This is a genomic window from Pseudomonas nicosulfuronedens, from assembly GCF_005877905.1.
Lineage (GTDB): Bacteria > Pseudomonadota > Gammaproteobacteria > Pseudomonadales > Pseudomonadaceae > Pseudomonas > Pseudomonas nicosulfuronedens.
This window is the reverse complement of the sequence record NZ_SWDV01000018.1, coordinates 112,109-133,290: the sequence shown is the minus strand read 5'-3', so window position 1 is coordinate 133,290 and position 21,182 is coordinate 112,109. Positions and strand designations below refer to the sequence as shown.

At 66.7% G+C, this 21,182-nt stretch carries 19 protein-coding genes; 10 read left to right on the top strand and 9 right to left on the bottom strand.

The genetic code is table 11. The features are described from left to right. Positions 1-33: 33 nt before the first annotated feature. Entirely contained in the window at positions 34-1,128 is a 1,095-nt protein-coding gene (locus FAS41_RS16055) for a GNAT family N-acetyltransferase/peptidase C39 family protein (RefSeq protein ID WP_138523928.1), read from the top strand. A 2-nt stretch (positions 1,129-1,130) separates the two neighbouring features. On the opposite strand, the gene FAS41_RS16050 is transcribed toward FAS41_RS16055, so the two are convergent. Genes FAS41_RS16050 through FAS41_RS30845 form a run of 3 tightly spaced genes read right to left on the bottom strand, consistent with a single transcriptional unit; the run spans position 1,131 to position 3,211 of the window. Next, entirely contained in the window at positions 1,131-1,787 is a 657-nt protein-coding gene (locus tag FAS41_RS16050; protein WP_138523926.1) for a response regulator, read from the bottom strand. After that, positions 1,784-3,052, bottom strand: coding sequence for an ATP-binding protein (locus FAS41_RS16045; RefSeq protein ID WP_138523924.1), 1,269 nt, complete (start codon positions 3,050-3,052; stop codon positions 1,784-1,786). The genes FAS41_RS16050 and FAS41_RS16045 overlap by 4 nt, the downstream gene beginning before the upstream one ends. Further along, positions 3,053-3,211, bottom strand: coding sequence for a hypothetical protein (locus tag FAS41_RS30845; protein ID WP_171049493.1), 159 nt, complete (start codon positions 3,209-3,211; stop codon positions 3,053-3,055). Positions 3,212-3,381: 170 nt separating this feature from the next. Between FAS41_RS30845 and FAS41_RS16040 the strand changes: the two genes are divergently transcribed. From FAS41_RS16040 to FAS41_RS16010, 7 genes are all read left to right on the top strand, one after another. Continuing rightward, a complete protein-coding gene (locus FAS41_RS16040; RefSeq protein ID WP_138523922.1) occupies positions 3,382-4,584 on the top strand; it encodes an ABC transporter substrate-binding protein in 1,203 nt (400 codons plus the stop codon). A 25-nt stretch (positions 4,585-4,609) separates the two neighbouring features. Continuing rightward, complete coding sequence (locus tag FAS41_RS16035) at positions 4,610-5,578, top strand: YVTN family beta-propeller repeat protein (RefSeq protein WP_138523920.1); 969 nt, start codon at positions 4,610-4,612, stop codon at positions 5,576-5,578. 26 nt (positions 5,579-5,604) lie between these two features. Next, complete coding sequence (locus FAS41_RS16030) at positions 5,605-6,336, top strand: ABC transporter ATP-binding protein (RefSeq protein WP_138523988.1); 732 nt, start codon at positions 5,605-5,607, stop codon at positions 6,334-6,336. After that, entirely contained in the window at positions 6,333-7,151 is an 819-nt protein-coding gene (locus FAS41_RS16025; RefSeq protein ID WP_138523918.1) for an ABC transporter permease, read from the top strand. The genes FAS41_RS16030 and FAS41_RS16025 overlap by 4 nt, the downstream gene beginning before the upstream one ends. A 105-nt stretch (positions 7,152-7,256) precedes the next feature. Beyond that, a complete protein-coding gene (locus FAS41_RS16020; RefSeq protein ID WP_138523916.1) occupies positions 7,257-7,832 on the top strand; it encodes a PQQ-dependent catabolism-associated CXXCW motif protein in 576 nt (191 codons plus the stop codon). Between the two features lie 80 nt (positions 7,833-7,912). Continuing rightward, positions 7,913-8,578 carry a response regulator AgmR gene (agmR, locus tag FAS41_RS16015; protein ID WP_045217517.1) on the top strand — a complete coding sequence of 222 codons (666 nt, stop codon included), beginning with the start codon at positions 7,913-7,915 and terminating at the stop codon, positions 8,576-8,578. 55 nt (positions 8,579-8,633) lie between these two features. Then, on the top strand, positions 8,634-9,494 hold the full coding sequence (locus tag FAS41_RS16010) for a DMT family transporter (protein ID WP_138523914.1): 861 nt from the start codon (positions 8,634-8,636) through the stop codon (positions 9,492-9,494). Between the two features lie 199 nt (positions 9,495-9,693). Here FAS41_RS16010 and nahK read toward each other — a convergent pair whose 3' ends face one another. From nahK to pqqF, 5 genes are all read right to left on the bottom strand, one after another. Further along, positions 9,694-12,321: a hybrid sensor histidine kinase/response regulator NahK/ErcS' gene (gene nahK, locus FAS41_RS16005; RefSeq protein ID WP_138523912.1), complete on the bottom strand. Its 2,628-nt coding sequence runs from the start codon at positions 12,319-12,321 to the stop codon at positions 9,694-9,696. After that, positions 12,251-13,408: a nitric oxide-sensing protein NosP gene (gene nosP / locus FAS41_RS16000; RefSeq protein WP_138523910.1), complete on the bottom strand. Its 1,158-nt coding sequence runs from the start codon at positions 13,406-13,408 to the stop codon at positions 12,251-12,253. Before nosP ends, nahK begins: the two co-directional genes overlap by 71 nt. Positions 13,409-13,682: 274 nt before the next feature. Next, a complete protein-coding gene (locus FAS41_RS15995) occupies positions 13,683-14,075 on the bottom strand; it encodes a hypothetical protein (protein ID WP_138523908.1) in 393 nt (130 codons plus the stop codon). A gap of 82 nt (positions 14,076-14,157) precedes the next feature. Next, entirely contained in the window at positions 14,158-15,360 is a 1,203-nt protein-coding gene (locus tag FAS41_RS15990) for a porin family protein (RefSeq protein ID WP_138523906.1), read from the bottom strand. Positions 15,361-15,650: 290 nt separating this feature from the next. Then, a complete protein-coding gene (pqqF, locus tag FAS41_RS30840; RefSeq protein WP_171049492.1) occupies positions 15,651-17,942 on the bottom strand; it encodes a pyrroloquinoline quinone biosynthesis protein PqqF in 2,292 nt (763 codons plus the stop codon). Positions 17,943-18,107: 165 nt separating this feature from the next. On the opposite strand from pqqF, the gene FAS41_RS15980 reads away from it, so the two are divergent. Both FAS41_RS15980 and FAS41_RS15975 read left to right on the top strand, forming a co-directional pair. Further along, positions 18,108-18,635 (top strand): cysteine hydrolase family protein, encoded by a 528-nt coding sequence (locus FAS41_RS15980; protein ID WP_138523904.1) that lies wholly within the window; start codon positions 18,108-18,110, stop codon positions 18,633-18,635. Positions 18,636-18,643: 8 nt separating this feature from the next. Next, positions 18,644-19,564: a LysR family transcriptional regulator gene (locus FAS41_RS15975; RefSeq protein WP_138523902.1), complete on the top strand. Its 921-nt coding sequence runs from the start codon at positions 18,644-18,646 to the stop codon at positions 19,562-19,564. Between the two features lie 63 nt (positions 19,565-19,627). Here FAS41_RS15975 and FAS41_RS15970 read toward each other — a convergent pair whose 3' ends face one another. Beyond that, a complete protein-coding gene (locus FAS41_RS15970) occupies positions 19,628-21,067 on the bottom strand; it encodes a short-chain fatty acid transporter (protein WP_138523900.1) in 1,440 nt (479 codons plus the stop codon). Positions 21,068-21,182 lie beyond the last annotated feature (115 nt).

Sequence of the window (21,182 nt, the reverse complement as noted above, 5' to 3'; positions counted from 1 at the left end):
GGTGCGCCCCGCAGATTAACGAATGCTTACTCTATGAAACTCCAGTTCCGCGCTGCCACCGCCGACGACCTGCAAGCCCTGGTCGACATGGAAAACCGCTGTTTCGAACATGACCGCCTGTCCCGCCGCAACTTCCAGTGGATGATCACCCGCGCCCACGCCAGCCTGACTGTCGCCGAATCCGACGGTCAGTTGCTGGGCTACGCGTTGGTGCTGTTCCACCAGGGAACATCGCTGGCACGCCTGTACTCCATCGCCGTGGACGAACGCGCCCGCGGCATCGGCCTGGGCCAGAAGCTGCTGGATCAGGCCGAGGCCGAAGCGCTGCAGAACGACTGCGCCTACCTGCGCCTGGAAGTGCGCCCGGACAATCGCGGAGCTATCGCCCTCTACGAACGTAATGGCTACCGCCCGTTCGCCACGGTGCGCGACTACTACGAAGACCATAGCGAGGCCCTGCGCTTCGAGAAGCGAATCCGTCACATCAACGAGCGCACCCACCGCCATGTGCCCTACTACCGGCAGACCACCGAGTTCACCTGCGGCCCCTCGGCGCTACTGATGGCCATGGGCGCACTGGAGCCCGAGCGCCACCTGGAGCGTCGCGAGGAACTGCGCCTGTGGCGCGAGGCGACCACCATCTACATGACCGCCGGCCACGGAGGGTGCAGCCCCCAGGGGCTGGCGCTGGCGGCACACCGCCGGGGATTCCGCGTGCAATTGCAGTTGTCGGAGGATGGCCCGTTGTTCCTCGATGGCGTGCGCAGCGAGGAAAAGCGCGAAGTCATGCGCCTGGTCCACGAGGACTTCGCCGCCGAACTGGCTCGCAGCGACGTCGAACAACTGCTGCTCAGCCAGTTGGACATTGACAGCGCACTGGAGGCTGGCGGTCAGCCAATGGTGCTGATCAGCAGCTACCGCCTGACCCGCTCCAAGGCGCCGCACTGGGTGACCGTCACCGATTGCGACGAGGACTTCGTCTACCTGCACGATCCCGATGTCGACCACAGCCAGCACCGCGAGCCGCTGGACTGCCAGCACATCCCGGTGAGCCATGGGGAGTTCGAGCAGATGAGCCGCTTCGGCCGCAGCAAGCTGCGCGCGGCGGTGATCCTCTACAAGCGCTGACGCTAGCCGGCCAGCGCCTCGCCACCGAGCCTCAGCACGCCAGTGTCGATGGCCAGGTGCACCAGCTCGGCGTGGGACACCACCTGCAGCTTCTGCTTGAGCAGAGTGACGTGGTTCGACACGGTCTTTGCGCTGATGCACAGGTGCTCCGCCACCTGGCGCACCGGCAGGCCACGGGCGAGCATCACGAATATCTCGAATTCGCGCTGGGTCATGCCCTGCAGCCGTGGGTCCTGGCCATCGGCACCCTGGGGCTGCCGCGCCAGCTGAGTGGCCAGCGGCTGCTCGATGTAGGCATGGCCGGCCAGGATGCGCCTGACCGCCTCCACCAGCACCGCCGGTGACGCCCCCTTGGTGATGTAGCCCGACGCACCGGCGTCCAGCGCCTGGCGTACCAGGGGCAGTTCGTCGTGCATGCTGAAGAACAACACCCGCAGTTGCGGCAAGCGCTGGCGCAGCCGGCGGGTGACTTCCAGGCCACTGATACCGGGCAGGCCGATATCCAGGATCACCAGACTGGGGACGCTGCGCTGCACTGCCTCCAGTGCGGCTTCGCCATCGGCGGCCTCGATCACCTCGACCTCGGGGAACAGGCCACGCAACAGCGTGGCAATGCCATCGCGGACGACGAAATGGTCGTCCACCAGCAGAATCTTCACATCCTCTCTCCTTCCATCACGCTTTCCGTCAGCGGCATCCACAAGCGCAACGCCAGACCGCCGCCCGGACGGCGGCGCAGGTGCAGCTCGCCTCCCAAGCAACGTGCGCGTTCGCGCATGGAGCGCATGCCGATTCCCGCGCGCGGCAGCCCCTGACAGCCCCGGCCGTCGTCACGCACCCAGAGGAACAACCGCCCCTCGCGTCGCCGCAGAACCACACGCACATGGCGAGCGCCCGCGTGACGGGCCACGTTGGTCAGTGCCTCCTGCAACAGGCGATACAGGTGGGCCTTGGCAATGGCAGGCAGGGCGGGCAGCTCGTCCAGACGAAGCCGGCAGGCCACGCCCTGGCTGGCTTGCCATTGTTCGATGTGCAGGCGCAGCGCCTCTTCCAGGCTGACCCGCTCCAGCACCACCGGGTAGAGATCGCGCACCAGCGCGCGGAAGCTTTCGTTGAGTCCCTGGCAATGCTGCTCCAGGCGGTCGAGCGTGACGACGCCGATACCGTCCTGGCGCTCCAGGCTACGCAGCAGGAACACCTGCGCACGAATTCCGGCAAGGTATTGACCGATGTCGTCGTGCAGCGCCTGGGCGAGTTGCAGGCGTTCGCGCTCCTGCACCGCGAGCAGCGCACGGGTCAGCTCGGCGTTCTCCACGCAGGCATGCTCCAGCGCCGCCGCCATACCGTTGAAACCGCTGGCCAGGCGTTGCGCCTCGGGTAGCGAGTGATCCGGCAGACGCACCTGGAACTGACCGCGGGAGACATTCCCCAGCGCGCCATGCAGTTGCTCCACTACCCGCAAGCCACCGCGCACCGCCCAGCGGATCGCCAGCAGGCTGGCCAGCAGCGCAACGCCGAACAGCACCAACAGCTGCACCAGCGAATCGCGCACCTCGTCGATTTCATCGCGCGGATCGAGGCTCAACTGCACGCGCCGGCCATCCGCCAGGGTCAGCAGGGTTGGCGCCGGCAGGTCCGGGTACAGGCGCGTCACCAGCCAATCGTCCAGCCCCGAGTGCGGCGCGGGCGCAGCAGTGTCCAGCCAGTGCACGCGTACATGGCGCAGTCCGGAGGTGAGGTCCGGATCGAGGCTGGCGGGGTCGCGTTGCGCCGCTTCGCGCAGGTAGTCGAGCACGCCCCGGGCGGCGTCCATCTCGCGGCGTACGTCGTCGTTGCCCTGGTGCAGCAGAACGACCAGGCACACGGCAGCTAGCAGGCCGAAGAACACCCCGACCAGCAGGTTGATTCGCCACAGCGCCGACATCTACGGAACGCTGCGACAGGTCGAGATACACCCGACCGGCGCCACGGGTGCCCGCAGTTCCGCTGCCGGCAGATAGCCGTTACGGGTATAGAGGAAATCGAAGCCGAACAGGCTGAGCATCAGCAGGATCGGCAGGACGAGAGTGACGGCGATACGCATGGCGACGCTCCTCTTCTGGTTCTTGTAGCGCCATCCTAGGCCGTGGGGGCGGCGCGCAACCTACTACCTTGGTACTGCCCCAACCGGTACTTTCTGCATATTTGCCGCACCCCTGGCGCTTCCTATGCTGGCCGCACAAGAACTTGTCGACCCGGAAAAGGAGTCGCTCCATGCGCCAGTTCGTCCTGCACGGCGTGGCCTATCTGCTCGCGGTTGCCTGCGCCGCTGTCTTCAGCATCGACGCGCGTGCGGAGGATGCCCCCGCGCTGGATATCCGCATCGGCTACCTGGGCTACACGCCCGATCCCGGCCCGCTGCTGTCCAACGTCATCCCCGAGCCCACCGACGCCGGCCTGCGCGGCGCAGAGCTGGCGATCACCGACAGCAACAGTACCGGGCGCTTCCTAAAGCACCACTACAGCCTGGAGGTCGCCAGCACCGACCCCCCTGAAAAGCTGCTGGCCGAAGCCAGGCGCCTGCACGATGCCGGCCTGCGCCTGTTCGTGGTCAACGCCCCGGCCGATTCCCTGCGCCAACTGGCTGCCGCCCTGCCGGACAGCCTGCTGTTCAACGCCGGCGCCGCCGATGACGAGCTGCGCGCCAGCCAGTGCCCGGTAAACGTGCTGCACACCCTGCCCAGCCGACTCATGCTCACCGACGCCCTCACCCAGTTCCTGGTGCTGCGCAAGTGGACGCGCTGGCTGCTGATCGTTGGCCAGCGTCCCGAGGACGCCGCCTACGCTGCCGCCTTGCGGCGCTCGGCCAAGCGCTTCGGCGCGAAGATAGTCGAAGAAAAACCCTTCACCTTCGACAACGACCAGCGCCGCAGCGCCCAGGCCGACATGGCACTGTTCACCCAATCCAGCGAGGACTACGACGCCGTGCTGGTGGCCGACGAACACGGCGATTTCGGCGAGTACGTGCCCTACAACACCTGGCTGCCACGCCCCGTGGCCGGCACCCAGGGGCTGGTTGCCACCGGTTGGCACAAGACCGTGGAAACCTACGGCGCCGCGCAATTGCAGAAGCGCTTCGAAGAACACGCCGGACGCTGGATGAACGACCGCGACTTCGCCGCCTGGATCGCCGTGCGCAGCATCGCCAGCGCCGTCACCCGCTTGCGCAACACCGACCCCATGACGATCCGCACGCTGTCGCTGTCCCCCGACCTGCCGCTGGACGGATTCAAGGGCTACAAGCTCGGCTTCCGCCCCTGGGACGGCCAGCTGCGCCAGCCGATCCCCCTGGTACAGCCGCGCGCTCTGGTCAGCACCTCGCCGCAGGAAGGTTTCCTGCACCCCACCAGCGAACTCGACAGCCTCGGCCTCGACGCACCGGAAAGCCAGTGCCACCTCGCCGACGCAAAGCCATAACAAGAATCACCTTGAGGAATCCGCCATGCCCCGCCTGCTTGCCCTCTCCTGCCTGAGCCTCGCGCTCGGCCTCGTACCCACGGCCTTCGCGGCCACCGCTTACGTCTCCAACGAGAAGGACAACAACCTCAGCGTCATCGACCTGGACACGCTGACCGTCACCGGCAGCATCGACACCGGCAAGCGCCCGCGCGGCCTGGCGCTGTCCCACGACAACAAGCTGCTGTACGTCTGCGCCAGTGACTCGGACACCGTGCAGGTGATCGACCTCGCCACCCGCAAGATCGTCAAGCAACTGCCTTCGGGCGCCGACCCCGAGCAGTTCGCCCTGCACCCCAATGACCGCTGGCTTTACGTCTCCAACGAGGACGATGCGCTGGTCACCGTGGTCGACACCCACACCGCCCAGGTGCTCGGGCAGATCGACGTCGGCGTCGAACCCGAGGGCATGGCGGTGAGCCCGGACGGCAAATGGGCGGTGAACACCAGCGAGACCACCAACATGCTGCACTGGATCGACACTTCGACCCAGAAACTGGTGGACAGCACCCTGGTGGACCAGCGCCCGCGCCATGCCGAGTTCACCCATGACGGCTCGCAGGTCTGGGTCTCGGCGGAGATCGGCGGCACCGTCAGCGTGGTCGATACCGCCAGCCGCAAGATTCTCAAGACCCTGCGTTTCGCCATCCAGGGCGTACACCCGGACAAGGTGCAGCCGGTTGGCGTGCAGCTGACCGCCGACGGCAAGCTGGCCTTCGTCGCCCTCGGCCCGGCCAACCATGTCGCGGTGGTGGATGCGAAGACGTTCGAGGTGCTCGACTACCTGCTGGTGGGCCGCCGCGTCTGGCACCTGGCCTTTACCCCGGACGAGAAGACCCTGCTGGCCACCAACGGTGTCAGTGGCGACGTCTCGGTGATCGACGTCGACTCGCGAAAGGTCACCAAGTCGATCAAGGTGGGCCGTTATCCGTGGGGTGTGGTGGTGACGCCATGAACGCGCCCACCATGAACGCACTCAGCATGAATGCGCTGGCGGTCCGCGACCTCGGTTTCTCCTACGGCCCGCGCCGTGCCCTCGACGGCCTCGCGTTCGAGCTGCCTGTCGGGCGCTTCACCGCCTTGCTGGGGCCCAACGGCGCCGGCAAGTCAACCCTGGTCGCCCTGCTCACCCGCCTCTACGACCTGCAGCAGGGCGAGATCGACGTGCTCGGCTGCAGCCTGCGCCGCCAGCCGCGCCTGGCACTGCGCGAACTGGGCGTGGTGTTCCAGCAGAGCACCCTGGACCTGGACCTGAGCGTGGAGCAGAACCTGCGCTACCACGCAGCCCTGCACGGCCTGCCGCGCAGCGTGGCGAACGAACGGATTGATGCCGAGCTGGCCCGCCAGCAGTTACTGGAACGCCGCCACGACAAGGTCCGCGCGCTCAACGGTGGTCACCGACGCCGGGTGGAGATCGCCCGTGCGCTGCTGCATCGCCCTCGCCTCCTGCTGCTCGACGAAGCCAGCGTCGGCCTCGACCCGGCGGCGCGCCAGGCGCTCAACGAACACGCACGCCGGCTGTGCCGCGAGGACGGCCTGGCGGTGCTCTGGACTACCCATCTGCTGGACGAGGTGCGCAGCGAAGACGCGCTGCTGGTGCTGGATCGAGGCCGCCTGGTCGCCCGAGGCGAAGCGTGGGACATCTGCGCACCCGATGCCGGCAACCTGGAGCGCACCTTCGAGCGTCTGACCCGTCTGGAGGCCTGCGCATGAGTGCCGTGGAAAGCCTCCGCTTCGGCCCTGCCGCCTATTGGCAATGCCTGCGCGGCATCGTCGTGCGCGAATGGTTGCGCTTCGTTCTGCAACGCTCGCGCTTCCTCAGCGCGCTGGTGCGTCCTCTGCTCTGGCTGCTGGTGTTCGCTGCCGGTTTCCGCGCCGCGCTGGGCATCTCGATCATCGAGCCGTACGACACCTACGTCACCTACGAGACCTACATCGTGCCGGGGCTGTGCTGCATGATCCTGCTGTTCAACGGCATGCAGGGTTCGCTGTCGATGGTCTACGACCGCGAGATGGGCAGCATGCGCGTGCTGCTGACCAGCCCGCTGCCACGCGCCTTCCTGCTGGCCAGCAAGCTGCTGGCGACTGCGCTGGTGTCGCTGCTGCAGGTCTACGCCTTCCTGCTGATTGCCTGGCTGTATGGGGTGCAACCACCGGCTATGGGGCTGGTGGCGGCGCTGCCGGCGTTGCTGCTGGCCGCCCTGTTGCTGGGGGCGCTAGGGCTGCTGCTATCCAACGGTATTCGCCAGCTGGAGAACTTCGCCGGGGTGATGAATTTCGTCATCTTCCCGCTGTTCTTCCTCTCCTCCGCGCTCTACCCGTTGTGGAAGATGCGCGAAGCCAGCCAGTGGCTCTACTGGCTGTGCGCGCTGAACCCGTTCAGCCATGCGGTGGAGCTGGTGCGCTTTGCGCTGTACGAGCGCTTCAACCTGCTCGCCACGGGCGTCTGCCTGGGCCTGACGCTGCTCTTCGCCGGCCTCGCCGTGCTGACCTTCAACCCGCAGCACGCCGCCCTGCGCAAGGGGTGAAACCTACTACTTTGGTACCGGTTCGCCCCTCCTGACGTCGAATTTCCAAAGCCTCACAAGCGGCATCTAATGGCCACTACAAGAAGAACGACCAGAGATACCGCCATGCCTCGCCTTGCTCCTGCCCCCTACGGCCATGTGAGCGGCTGCCTCGCCGCGTGCCTGCTCAGCCTTGCCCTCGCGCTGCCGACCGCGCAGGCCGAGGAAGCACCACTGTTTTCCGCCGACGGCTACCGCCAGGCCCAGTACCGCAGCCCCACGCCGCCTTCCACCGACCACGCCACCACCCTCGACACCCGCGCCCTGCAGGTGCTGCTCAAGCGCGAGCCGCAGACTCGGCTGGTAGACGTCTACCGTCGCACCTTTCTCAACGGCCAATTCGTCGAGGACGAAAAGCACCGCAACCTGCCCGGCAGCCTGTGGCTGGCCAACGTCGGCACCGGCACCCTGGAGCCGCAGTGGCAGGCCTACCTGGAGCAGAATCTCTCCCGCCTCACGGAGGGCGATGCCAAACGCCCGCTGGTGTTCTACTGCCGTTCCGACTGCTGGATGAGCTGGAATGCCATCCGCCGCGCGCATGCGCTGGGCTATGCCAGCCTCTACTGGTACCGTGATGGTATCGATGCTTGGGAACAGGCAGGACTGCCCCTGCAGGACGCCCAACCGCAACCGTTTCCGTGACACTTGCTTCCGTGACACCTGTAGTAGCCTGCGACCGCAAGCCGCTCGCCACCCATAACGACAACAACGAGGTGTAGGCCATGTACAAGATCCTGATCGCCGACGATCACCCGCTGTTCCGCGAGGCCATCCACAACGTCATCGCCGACGGCTTCCCCGGCAGCGAAGTGATGGAGACCGCCGACCTCGACAGCGCCCTGGACCTGACCCAGGAACACGACGATCTCGACCTCATCCTGCTCGACCTGAACATGCCCGGCATGCATGGCCTGAACGGCCTGATGAGTCTGCGCAACGAGGCACCGACCATACCGGTGGTGATCGTCTCCGCCGAGCAGGACAAGCAGGTGGTGCTGCAAGCTATCACCTACGGCGCGGTGGGCTTTATCACCAAGTCGTCGCCGCGCGTGCAGATGACCGAGGCCATCGAGCAGATCCTCAACGGCAACGTCTACCTGCCGTCGGACATCATCCGCACGCAGAAATCCTCGCCACGCCGCAGTGGCCAGGAGGATCACAGCATCCCGCCGGAACTGCTGCAGGCGCTGACCCGCAAGCAGTTGCTGGTGCTGGAGCGGATGACCAAGGGCGAGTCGAACAAGCAGATCGCCTACAACCTGGAGATCGCAGAAACTACCGTGAAGGCCCACGTCTCCGCGATCCTGCGCAAGCTGAAGGTGCATAACCGCGTGCAGGCCATCCTCTGCGCGGGCGATATCGACTTCGCCGCCTACCTTCGTCGTTGAAGCGAGGCCCGCCGATTCATAAAGTGCCGTTGCGACCGCTACCGGGAACCACTCGATGCCCTCCACCCGCACCCTGAGCCTCACCGGCCTGGCGATGATCGCCTTCGCCGGCAACTCCATCCTCTGCCGCCTGGCCCTGAAGGCCACCAGCATCGACGCGGTGAGCTTCACCGGCATCCGTATCTTCTCGGGCGCCCTGGTGCTCGCCCTGCTGCTGCAACTGCGCCACCGGGTCGCCAGCGAAGGCGGTAACTGGCGCGCGGCGGCGGCGCTGTTCGTCTACGCCGCAGCCTTCTCTTACGCCTACGTACAACTGGATGCCGGTACCGGCGCCCTGCTGCTGTTCGGCGCGGTGCAGGTGACCATGATCCTGGTCGGGCTGCTGCGCGGAGAAAGCCTGCGCGGGCAGGCGCTGGTGGGCTTCCTGCTGGCCCTGGGTGGGCTGCTGGTCCAGCTGCTGCCCAGCGCCAGCGCTCCACCGCTCGCGGGTGCGCTGCTGATGCTGCTGTCCGGCGTGGCCTGGGGGCTGTACTCGCTGCTCGGGCGCAAGGGCAGCGATCCGCTGGCGATCACGACGGGCAATTTCGTGCGCGCCATTGCCTTTGCGGCGTTGCTGGCGGTGTTCTTCCACGCCGACCTGCGCATCGACACGCTGGGCATCGTCTATGCCGTGCTCTCCGGCGCAGTCGCCTCGGGGATCGGCTATGCGATCTGGTACAGCGCGCTACCGGGCCTGTCGGCCATCCAGGGCGCCTCGGTGCAACTGAGCGTCCCGGTCCTGGCGGCCCTTTCCGGCGCCGCGCTGCTGGGCGAAGCGATCAGCCTGCGCCTGGCGCTGGTGTCACTGGCAGTGCTGGGTGGAATCGCGCTGATCCTGCTGGCCAAGGTGCGTGCGCCCGCCGCCCAGCGTGCCTGAACGAGAGCTTTTCGTAGGAGCGAGCTTGCTCGCGAACCGCCCAACGCGGAAACATCGTTCGCGAGCAAGCTCGCTCCTACAGGTCCATCTGGCGACGGAGTATCCCTGTAGGAGCGCGCCACGCGCGCGATCGCGGGCATGGCGCGCTCCTGCAGGAGAGACGCTGCAGTCTGCCTCGATTAACCCGGGGCCGGAGCCGCTAGCGAGCGTTATCGATCAGATGGCACAGCGCCGTCTTCAGCTTCATCGGCCGCACCGGCTTGTGCATCAGGGTGTGCCCCAGCTCGCGAACCTGTTGCTTGAGCTCGTTGCTGTAGTTGGCGGTGATCATCAACGCTGGTAGCGGCGTGCCACGGCGCGCGTTGATCGAGGCCACCGCATCGACGCCGTTCAACCCGTCGTCGAGGTGGTAGTCGACGATCAGCAGGTCTGACTCGGCGTGGAAATTGTCCACCTGGCGCGCCAGGTCCTCTTCCGACAACGCCGTCACCACCTGGCAGCCCCAGGCTTCCAGCAGCGTGCGCATGCCGGCGCAGATCGAGGCGTCGTTGTCCAACACCCACACGCGGGAGCCACGCAGGCGCTCCAGCAGGCCGTCGGTGGTCCGCTCCGGTTCCGGTGCAGTGCGCGCCACGCGGCGCGCCAGCGGGACTTCGATGGCGAAGCACGAGCCCTTGCCCGGTACCGACTCCACCTGGATGCGATGGCCGAGCATGCGCGCGATCTTCTCGACGATGGCCAGGCCCAGGCCCAGGCCGCGATCCTGGTGGAAACGCTGCACATCGCCGCGCTTGAACTCCTGGAATATCTCGCCCAGCTTGTCGGCGGCAATGCCCACGCCAGTATCCCAGACCTCGACCCACAGGCTGTGCCGACGTCGCCGGCAACCCAGCAGCACACGGCCGGAAGGCGTATAGCGAATGGCATTGGTCAGCAGGTTGCGCAGGATCCGCGCCAGCAGCTGGATATCGCTGCGCACCTGTGCGCCGCAAGGCACGAAGTCCAGCGCCAGTCCCTCGCTGGCCGCTACCTGGCGGTACTCGGCGGCGAGGTTGCCGAGCAGCTCGCTGACATCGAACGAGGCAATGTCCGGCTTGATCACCCCGGCATCCAGCTTGGAGATGTCCACCAGGGTGCCGAGCAGGGTCTCCACGTCCTCCAGCGACTGGCTGATGTTGCGTACCAGCGCCTCGTCACTGCGCTCCTGGAGCGCGCTGGTAAACAGGCGCGCGGCGTTCAGCGGCTGCAGCAGGTCGTGGCTGACGGCGGCGAGGAACTTGGTCTTCGACAGGTTGGCCTGCTCGGCCTCGCGCTTGGCTTCGCGCAGGCGGCCCTCGACCTGGCTGCGCTCGTCGATCTCGCGCTTGAGCTGGTCGTTCAGGCTGGTCAGCTCGGCGGTGCGCTCACGCACCCGCTGCTCGAGGTTCTGGTAGGCCTGGTGCAGCGCCTCGGCGGTGCGGCGGCGTTCGGTGATATCGCGGATCAGCACGAACAGCCCGCTCACGGTGCCGTCGGCCTGGCGGTTGGGCACGTAGGAGCGCTGCATGTAGCGCTCCTGCCCGGCCAGGTTGGTCTCGGCGATCTCGAAGGTCACACTCTCGCCCGACAGCGCGCGTTCGAAGTACGGTTCCAGGCGCTGGCAGTGTTCGGCGCTGTGCACCTCGCGCAGGTTGCGTCCGAGCATCGAACCACTGGGCCAGCGGTACCACTCCTCGTAGACCTTGTTGGTGAAGTCGTAGTCGAGGTCGGCAGTCAGGTAGGCGATCAGTGCCGGCACCTGGTCGGTGATCAGGCGAATCCAGCGCTCGCTCTCGCGCAGCGCCTCGGCATGGCGATAGCGCTCGGTGATATCGGTGAAGGTGTTGACGAAGCCGCCGGTGGGCAGCGCGTGGGTGCGGATTTCCAGCATGCGCCCGTCGAACAGCCGTTGCTCGATCACGCCCTCCGCCTCCCCCTTGCGCGGGCGGCTACGCGGGGTCAGCAGCGGCAGTTCGCTGTCGGCCATGACCTCGGCGAAGGGCCGGTGCGCGCCAATAGGCGCCAGCCCGCAAAGTTCCAGGAAGCGCCGGTTCCACAGCTCCAGCGCGCCATCGGCGCCGACCATGGCGACGCCCTGGGACAGGTTGTCCACGGCGCGCTGCAGCAAGTGCGACTTCTGCGCCACCGCCTGTTCGCGGCGGGCCATTTCATTCTGCTTGATCTCGGTGATGTCGCTGTAGAGCACGACCAGGCCACCGTCGCGGGTTGGCCGCTCGGTGACGCGCACCCAGCGGTCGTTGCGCAAGCGATAGAGGGTGTGTTCGTCGTCGCTGCTGCGCTGCTCCTCGACGATCAGCCCGCTGCTCTGTGCCAGCCGGCGCACTTCGGCGAGCCGCGTTCCTGCACCGACACGGGCGCGGGTCTGCGCCCAGAACGCACGGAAGCGCTCGTTGTACAGGACGATGCGCTGCTGCGGGTCGAACAGCACGAAGGCATCGGAGATGCTCTCGATGGCGTCCAGCAGGTGCTGGTGCGCGGTCTCGGCGCGCAGGCGGGCATCGCTGAGCAGCTGGTTGCTGGATTTCAGCTCGACCATTGCCTCGCTCAGCGCATCGGTGCGTTCGCGCACCTGCTCGGCCAGCACCACCGAATGCTGGAAGGCACCGTAGGCGTTGTCGCCCCGCGAGGTAGCCGACTCGACCCGCTCGATCAGCGCCGCATTGATTCGCTGCAGCTTGCGGTTGTCGCGCTCCAGCTCATCGATGCGCGCGCGCAGCTCAGCATCCGGCGTTGCCCCGAGGACGGCCAATGGCGACACCGGTGAAGGTCTGGTTGATATGCATGCCATTGAATTGTTCCCCGTAGGTGTTGAAGCCGATCACCTGCTGGCTGCGGAGAAACTCGGCGGTGGGCTCGGTATCGCCGGCCACCTCCAGCTCCAGACGCCGCAGGAAGCAGTCGCAGCCGATGGTCAGCAATGGCGGGCCGAGGCGTTCGTGCAGGCGCTGGAACTGCGCCTGGAGCCCCGGCAACAGCGGGCCGGTGCTCATGGCGGTGAGGACGATGCCGTTCTCCACCGCGCAGTAGAAGGTCAGGCTGAGGTCGTCGTTGATCTGCTGGATCGAGCGTACGTAGTACTGGTCGCGCACCCGAACAGCCAGCGGATGTGCCGGGAACAGCGAGAAGTCCAGCTGTTCCAGCGGCACCCCGACCAGCCGGGCGAACTCCAGCGCGGCCGGCTCGGCGTTGAGCTCCAGCACGCGGCGGCTGTCGCTGTCGGCGCGGGTGACCACCAGCTTCTCCTCGCTGGGCAACACGTGGTGGGTGGTGAACACCTCGAAGTCCAGCCAGGTGTTGAACAGCACCACTACCGCCGCGCCCGTGTGGAACTGCCCCTGGTAGTAGACGTGGGTGTGGGTCAGGTGGTTGTCGTCACCGGCCGAGCCGCCGAAATGCGGAATGGCGCCCAGCGCGGCGCTGAGCGCGGCGAGCACCACCTCCTCGCGGCTGGAAAGTCCGTCGAGCAGGGTCAGGGCGAAACTGTGGTCCTTGATCGGCGCCAGGCCGGCGCTGCGGCAGTCCGCCACCAGCGACTCGACCATCTGCTGCGCGTCGATCAGGCTGAAGCGCTCCATCTCGTCCACCAGCGCGCAGGAGATGGCGAAGTTGCGCAGGTCGAAGCCCACGGCGGTGACGCAGCCACGGCCGTAGCCCTGCGGGGTGATCTCCCCGGCGGTGGTGCAGCCGGCCAGGTCGATGCCGCCGAAGTACTGCTCCAGCGCGGCGGCCAGTGCCGGCAGGTCGTACTCGGCCGAACAGAAGAACAGCACAAAGCCGAGGTTGGGGTGGATCAGCTGGCGCGCCAGGTCCTGGGCGACCGCCTCGACGTCGCGGGCGTTGGACATGCCGCGAACGACTCCTTGTGTTTCGTGCATGGCGTACGCCCAGTCAGGATATCGACGTGGGCATTCTACGAAGCAGCCAGGGCGCGCCCCATGCTACTTGGGTCGCGGCGGGTCTATCCGAAAGTAGCGGGATACCTTGTAGGAGCGGAGCTTCTCCGCGATCCGTCGGCAAGCGGGTTCGCGAGCAAGCTCGCTCCAACAGGCTGGCCACACACCGGAATCAACCTGTCCGCGCAGCTTCCGCCGCGATGGGTTTCGCGGACAAGGTCCGCTCCTACGGCGCTGATACGCCATCAGGTCCGCATCAGACAACCGGCCAGAACAGCAGCGTCAGCACCAGCATCCCTGCGTAGAACCCGGTCTCCAGCGTCTCCGTCCACGGCTGGATGCGCCGCAGCGCGCCGTAGATGTGCACCACCACCATGAACCCCGCCACCGCCGCCAGTACTTCGAAAGTGGTCACCAGCGCCTCGCCGGTCAGCGCCGCGCACAGCATGAGTGCTTCGACGATGAGTATGAACGCCCCCAGGCAGCGCCCGAAATACACCGCCAGATCGGTGTGCTCCGGCAGCGTCCACTGCATGACCCGCGCCCACAGCAGCGGCACCAGGAAGATGGGCAAGGCGAACACCAGGGTGGTGGCGAGGGACAGAACCAGCAGGTAACTCTGCGCGTGCGCGCTCCACAATCCGATCATGACAAACCTTCCATGAGATGAAGAAAAAGGCGGGCGACACGCAGTGCCGACCCGCCGAAATGGAGCCAAAGGAGTTGGGGACTTACCAGTTGAGGACGGCACCTACCGCGAAGGTGTCGGTGTCCTCGCTGACCGTGGAGCCTTTGCGGCCGTCGATCTCGTAGACGTTGTACTCGGCCACCAGCTTCAGGTTGTCGTTGATGGTGCGGAAATAGGCGATGCCCTGGGTGGAATAGTCCGCCGCGCTGCCCAGGCCGTTGCCGTCGTCGCGGGTCTCGCCAGTGGACAGCGCCACGCGGTTCTTGCCCCAGCTGTAAGAGCCCTGCAGCAGTACGCCACGGCTGTCTACTTCACGCAGCGCGGCTTCGCCGGCGTTGTTGGTGAAGAACGGGTTGATGCCCTTGGCGGTGAAGCCGGAACCGGTCAGCGAGAAGCCGCCCATCTTCGCCTGGATGCCGTACCCGAGGCCCTTGGAGGTCACGCTGTCGACTTCGTCGTTGGTGTTCTTCGAGGTCTGGTAGGCGCCGTTGACCCAGCTGTAGATCTGCGCGCCGCCGAGGTCGAACTGGTAGCTGATCTCGCTCTCGTAGCGGGGGTTGTCCTGGTAGGCCTTGTCGTCGAGGCCGTCGCTGGCGTCCTTGTCGATCTGGTTGGTGTCGATCGGATCCATGATGCCGACGGCGACGCGCAGGCCGTCCACCAGGTTGTTGTTGCGGTAGGTGATCTGCGAGGTCGGGAACGGGTACGGGTAGCCGGTGCCGATGTTGCCGAAGGACACGCCCTTGCCGTCCACCAGGCCGAGGGTATCGCTGGCGTTGCCGAAGCCGGCGAGCAGTTCGTCGAGGAAGATGTTCGAACGCGAGAACAGCCCGAAGTCCTTGCCGATCAGCACCTCGCCCCAGTCGCCAGCGACGTTGCCGTAGAACTGGCGGACGTCGATGGCGGTGTCGGTGCCGTCCTGCTCGCTGTCGTTGATGGTCACCCAGAACGAGGAGCGTCCGGTGAGGGTCAGGTCGTCGATCTTCTTGCCGAAGTTGAAGCCGATGTAGTTGGGCAGGAAGCCCATTTTCACCCGCGACTGGCGGCGGTCGTAGGTGTCGCCGTTACGGTCGACGTCGCTGTTCACATAGAAGGCGTTGAAGTAGCCGTCGGTGGAAAAGGTGGTGTCGTCCTTGTCGTACAGCATGATGTCGGCGCGAGCCCCGCTCGACACTGAAGACAGGGCCAGGGTGGCCAGTGCCAGCGGCAGCAGCTGGCGGCGGACGGCGATCTTGTTCTTGTTCATGGCGCTCTCCGGGTGGATGGATCGACTGCGAGTCAGTCGTGTCGGAGGCGATTATCGAAACGCCGCAAGCCACGCCATACGCTGCTTTGGCGCTGGATGCACAGGTCTTGAGAGCGTCTTGCGGGAGCACGGCGCAAGGCTCTGCGACTACCGCTACCTGGGGTGCGCGGCGATGGTCGCGGGTACTCGCGACCGCCGGCCAGCTACCTTGGGCCAAGCCGCCAGGCGTAAGGCAAAAGTCGCCCTGGGCACCGCCTTGCGGACAGTACCCTCAGCCGGAAGGAGGAGAGTCAGGAGCGGCTGAGCAGCAGCCAGTGACCGCCCTGGGCGGAGCTCAGCGCCGAATGTGCGGCGCGCAGCTCGGTGGCGCAGAGATTGCCGAGCGCCTGGACCATGGCCTCGCGGTGCAACGGCCCGACACCGACCACCTGGTCGCTCCAGGCCTGCTGCAGGCGCTCGGCGAAATCGCTCGGCGCACGTGCCAGTTCGGTGGCCAGCGGAGCACGCAGGCTGTCGACACGTTGCGGGTCGATGCGCAGCAGGGCTTCACCCTGGCGATAGAGGAAGCTGTCGACCTCGGCCAGCAGCTCTACGGCCGACAGCAAGGGCGACTGCACGGCGAAGAGGATGCCGCGGCGCATACCCACCTGACGGAAACCGCAGTACAGCGCATAGGCCAGCTGCCGCTCGCCGCGCAGCCAGTGGAAGAAGGCCGGTTCCAGCACGCGGGCCAGCAAGCGCCAGGCGGCTTCGTCCGCCGCCGAGCGGGACCCCAGCGGGCAGAACAGCAACAGCGCCGCCTCGCCCGGCAGCTCCAGCACCTGGCGATGCCGGCCGGCTGGGCCATCTCGCGGCGGCAACGCGCTGGTGGTCGTGTAGCCGGCCAGGGTGTCCGGCAGCTCGAGGCCCATGACCAGGTCGTCCCAATGGGCGGCGGACCAGTCCGGTGAAGCGTCACCGTCTCCGGCCAGCACCTGGGGCAGCAGATCGAGCAACTGGCGGATCGGCATTTCCCCTTCGCGGCGGCGGCGTTCGGCAGCGAACAGACGCTCCCCCTGCCCCAGCACCGCGGCAGCGGGATGCTGAAGAGCCTGAATCGCACCCTCGGCCAGCTCGGCAAGGTGGTTCTTCGCCCCCGACAGCATCAGCGTCCAGTCACTTTCCATGGCCTCCAGGCGCAGGCTAGCGCCCTCGTGACGCGCCGCGCCAGCCAAGGGGCGCAGCGCCTGGCGGGCGCAAAGGAATGCGATCCGGCCCGGTGCCTGCGCAAAACGCCAGCGCAGGTAAAGGGCCGCGGGCTCTGCTTGCGTGACTGCTTGCGTCGGTGTGAAGGTCCACGGCTCGCCACGCAGCGGCTCGATACTGCGCTGCGGGCTACGCGTGACATCGAGGGCGAAACCGGCCGAGGTCAGCGACTCGCCGATGACCGACTCACAGGCAAGCAGGCGGATCAGCCGCGACGTCACCAGTTGGTCGAGCCATACCACTGGAGTAGCACTTCCCGCGCGGCGCTGCAGCTGCTCCAGAACGCCGGTTGGCTTATCGACAGGTGCGGCGGCGAGAACATCCGCCGGCAACTTGCGCAGCGCCTCCAGCCAGGAGCGGAAGGCCGACTCCACCAGATCGGCGGTGGAGGCTTCGGCCAGTTCGAAATCGAAACGCAGCATGGCCTGGCCGTTGGCGAAGCGACTCAGGCGCACACGAGCAGTGTCGGCCAGTCCGTTCTGTCCCAGGCAGGCCAGCAACGATCCGGGCGCCTCGTCGGCCAACCAGCCCTGTAACTGCTCCAGCAACGCGCGCCCCTCGCCCACCACACCCTCCAGTGCGAAGGCCAGGACCAGTCGCGGCGCGCCGGTCAGGCGCAGCTTCAGTTCGTGACCGGCCAACGGCAGGAGGGACTCGTCGCTGGCGGAGTCGGCCAACGCGCCAGACGAGAACACCGCGGCTTCGCGCTCGGCCAATGCCGCCAGTTCTTCCAGCGACTGCGGCCCCTGCAGCCAGATCTCCAGCGCCCCGCCAACCTGGCAGGAGCGGATGAAGTCACGCAGCGCCTTCTGGAACTCGGCGCTTTCCACCTTGAGGCTGTCGCGGCGGCCGGCCACGAAGCGCCCCAGCGGGTGCCCCGGCGCCACCGCCAGCGCCAGGGCGGCATCGATCAGGGTGTCAGGGTCGCGGCCGCGGGCGAGGAACTCGGCCTCCAGCACTTCACGTTCGGCGACCTGTACGGCCTCGTCCAGCACCGGCCGCGCCAGCATGTCCACCAACCGTGCCAGCCCGTCACTCAGGGCGTCGGCCGGCACCTCGAAGAAGTAATCGGTCTGTCGCGCGCGGGTGCTGGCATTCACCCGTCCGCCTCGTGCCTGCACCCAGGGCATGAGGCGTTCACCTTCGACGAAGCGCTCGCCGCAAAGGAACAGCAGGTGCTCGATGAAGTGGGCAAGGCCGGGGAAGGCTTCCGGCTCATCGTGGCTGCCACGGGCGATCCGCAATAGCGCGGCGGCGCGGCTGGCACCGGGGGCGTGGATGACGGTGGCGCGCAGGCCGTTGGCGAAGGTCAGGGACTTGGCGGGAAGGCTGTTCATCGGCATCCGGTCCGGTTCAAGGCTGTCACCATCGCCGAAGGCGCGGCAAAGGGAAATACGGCTTTGGCAGCAAGCGCAGCCCGGCATTGGCCTATGGCGGCATGCCCGCTACCATTTCCGCCTCCACTCCACCCACGGTTTTCCCTTGAAAGGAGCACGCTGGTCATGAGCACCGCCCTGCTGATCATCGACGTCCAGTCCGACCTGTGTACCGGCGACTACGCCTGTTTCGACATCGACAACGTGCTGCAGCGCATCAACGGCATGAGTCGCGCGGCGCGAGAGGCCGGCGTGCCGGTGGTGCTGGTGCAGCACGAGGACGACGACCTGCAGTATGGCAGCGCCGGCTGGCAGCTGGAACCGCGCCTGCTCACCGACAGCACGGACCTCAAGGTGCGCAAGACCACCCCGGATTCCTTCCTGCGCACCGAGCTTACCGACCTGCTGCAATCGCGCGGCATCGATCACCTGGTGATCTGCGGCCTGCAGAGCGATTATTGCGTCGACACCACCACCCGCCGCGCCCTGGCCCAGGGTTACGGCGTGACACTGGTGGGCGATGCCCACTCCACCGTCGATAACGTCGTGCTCAGCGCCGCGCAGATCAGCGCGCACCACAACGCCGTGCTGGGCAGCATCAGCAGCTTCGGTCCGCGCGCCAAGGTTGTCGCGGCTGCCGACGTGCGCTTCTGAGAGGCACCATGAACTTCGACTGGAACGATATCCCGATCCTGCTCGCCCTCGCCCGCCACGGCAGCATGAGCGCCGCCGGCCGCGCGCTGGGCGTCGATCCCTCGACCATGAGCCGGCGTCTGGTGGCAGCTGAGACCGCGCTGCAGACGCGCCTGTTCATCCGCGACAACGCCGGCTACAAGGCCACCGATGCCGGCGAGGCCTTCCTCAGCCATGCCGAGCGCATTCTCGGCGATGTGCAGAGCATGTTGCTGGAGACCCGCGACGAAGCCAGCGCCATCAGCGGCAGCGTGCGCATCACGGCGGTGGATTTCCTCTTCAGCCACTGGCTGGTGCAGCACATGCCCCACCTGGCGCGAACGTACCCGGCCCTGCAGCTGCAACTGATTCCGGCGAACCGTTCGCTGTCCTTCACCCGCCGCGAGGCCGACTTCGCCCTGCGCCTGGCGCGCCCGGCGGAGGACGCCGCACTGGTCATGCGCAAGGTGGCCGACATCGGTTTTGCGGTGTACGCCGCGACCTCCTTCTCCCGCGTGCCGGTGGAACTCTGGCCACAGCAGGCCTGGCTCGGCTATGGCGAGGAGCTCGACGATACCCCGGAGATGGCCTGGGTGCGTGGCTTCGCTCCCAAGGCAAACCTGGCCCTGCGCGCGAGCAGCGTGACGACGCTGATCCACGCCTGCCAGAGCGGCCTGGGCATGGCGCTGCTGCCCTGCATCCTCGGCGATCGCGAGGGGCTGGTGCGGCTCTCCGGGCCGGTGGTCGCTCGTGAAATCTGGCTGCTCAGCCATCGCGATGCCGGCCGTATCGGACGCTTCCAGGCAGTCAGCGACTGGTTGCGCGAGGTCTTTGACCAGGATGCCGCCCAGCTCAGCGGCGAGCATCTGGATGCACGGGTGCTGGGGCCGGTGGAGATCAGCCGGGGCTGAGCCTGAAAAAGCCCGGATATCCTGCGATATCCGGGCTCGCTGCCATCGGTGCCGAATGCGTGGTTACGGCTGGACTGGCGGCAGGTACTGCAGGGTGGTGCCCAGCGCCCAGAGCAGGAACAGCACCAGGGGTACGTGGACGAGCAGCTGGACGAAGCTGAAGCCGATCAGGTCGCGCGCCTTCAGGCCCAGCACACCCAGCAGCGGCAGCATGTAGAACGGGTTGATCAGGTTCGGCAGCGCCTCGGCGGCGTTGTAAATCTGCACCGCCCAACCCAGGTGGTATTGCAGCTCGTTGGCCACCTGCATCACGTAGGGCGCCTCGATGATCCACTTGCCGCCACCGGAAGGAATGAAGAAGCCCAGCACCGCCGAGTACACGCCCATCAGCAGCGCATAGGTATCGTGGGAGGCGATCTGCACGAAGAAAGTGGAGATGTGGTGAGCGATGGTGGAACCGTCACCGCCCTTCACGGTGGTCAGGATCGCTGCGATGGAGCCGTACAGCGGGAACTGGATCAGTACCCCGGTGGTGGTCGGCACGGCACGGGCCACGGCATCGAGGAAGTTGCGCGGACGCCAGTGCAGCAGCGCGCCCACCATGATGAACAGCAGGTTGTAGGTGTTCAGCCCGGAGATCGCGGTGATCGCCGGCTTGGTGCTGAACTCGTGGAACAGCCAGCCAGCGGCCAGCGCCACCAGCATCAGGATAAGCAGCGGGCTGTGTTCCAGCCATTCGCCGGGGCGGGTCGCCCTCGGTGCGCTGGGCGGAGTGAAGCTGACGTCCACGCCGCAAGCCTTGGCGTCACGGGCACTGGTCGCGCCGGGCGCGGTCATGTAGGCGATGACCAGCGACACCAGCACCAGGGCCAGCAGCATCACACCGGACTGCCAGAGGAAAATGGTCTCGGTGAACGGGATGACGCCGGTGATCGCCAGGATCGACGGCGGCAGGCTGGCGGGGTTGGCCTGCAACTGCGCGGCCGACGACGACAGGCCCAGCGCCCACACGGCGCCCAGGCCCAGGTAAGCGGCGGCTCCGGCGGCGCGGTAGTCCATCTTCAGGTCTTCGCGGCGCGCCAGGGCGCGTACCAGCAGGCCGCCGAACACCAGGGACAGGCCCCAGTTGAGCAGCGAGGCGACCATGGAAATGACCGCGACCCAGGCAACTGCCGAACGGCCATTCTTCGGCACGCGGGCGAACAGGTCGATGAGTCGGGAAGCCGGGCCGGAGCTGGCAACCACGTAGCCGCCAATGACCACGAAGGCCATCTGCATGGTGAAGGGAATCAGGCTCCAGAAGCCGTCACCGAAGGCCTTGGCGGTTTCGGTGGCCGGCGCGCCGATGGCCAGCGCGGCGACCGTGACGATCAGCACCGCGAGTGCGGCGAAGACCCAGGAGTCGGGGAACCAGCGTTCGGCCCAGTTGGAACAGGCCATGGCGAAGCGCGCGGAACGGCTGTCCTGCACAGCAGTACCGGGGGTGTGCACGTGGGAATTCATAAGGTCTACCTCATTGTTCTTGTCATGGCTCAATTCGGATGAGCTCGTTGTGGCAATGGTGCGGTATTCAGAAACAGAAAAACCGCCCGGCCTGCGTGGGGCCGAGCGGTGACGC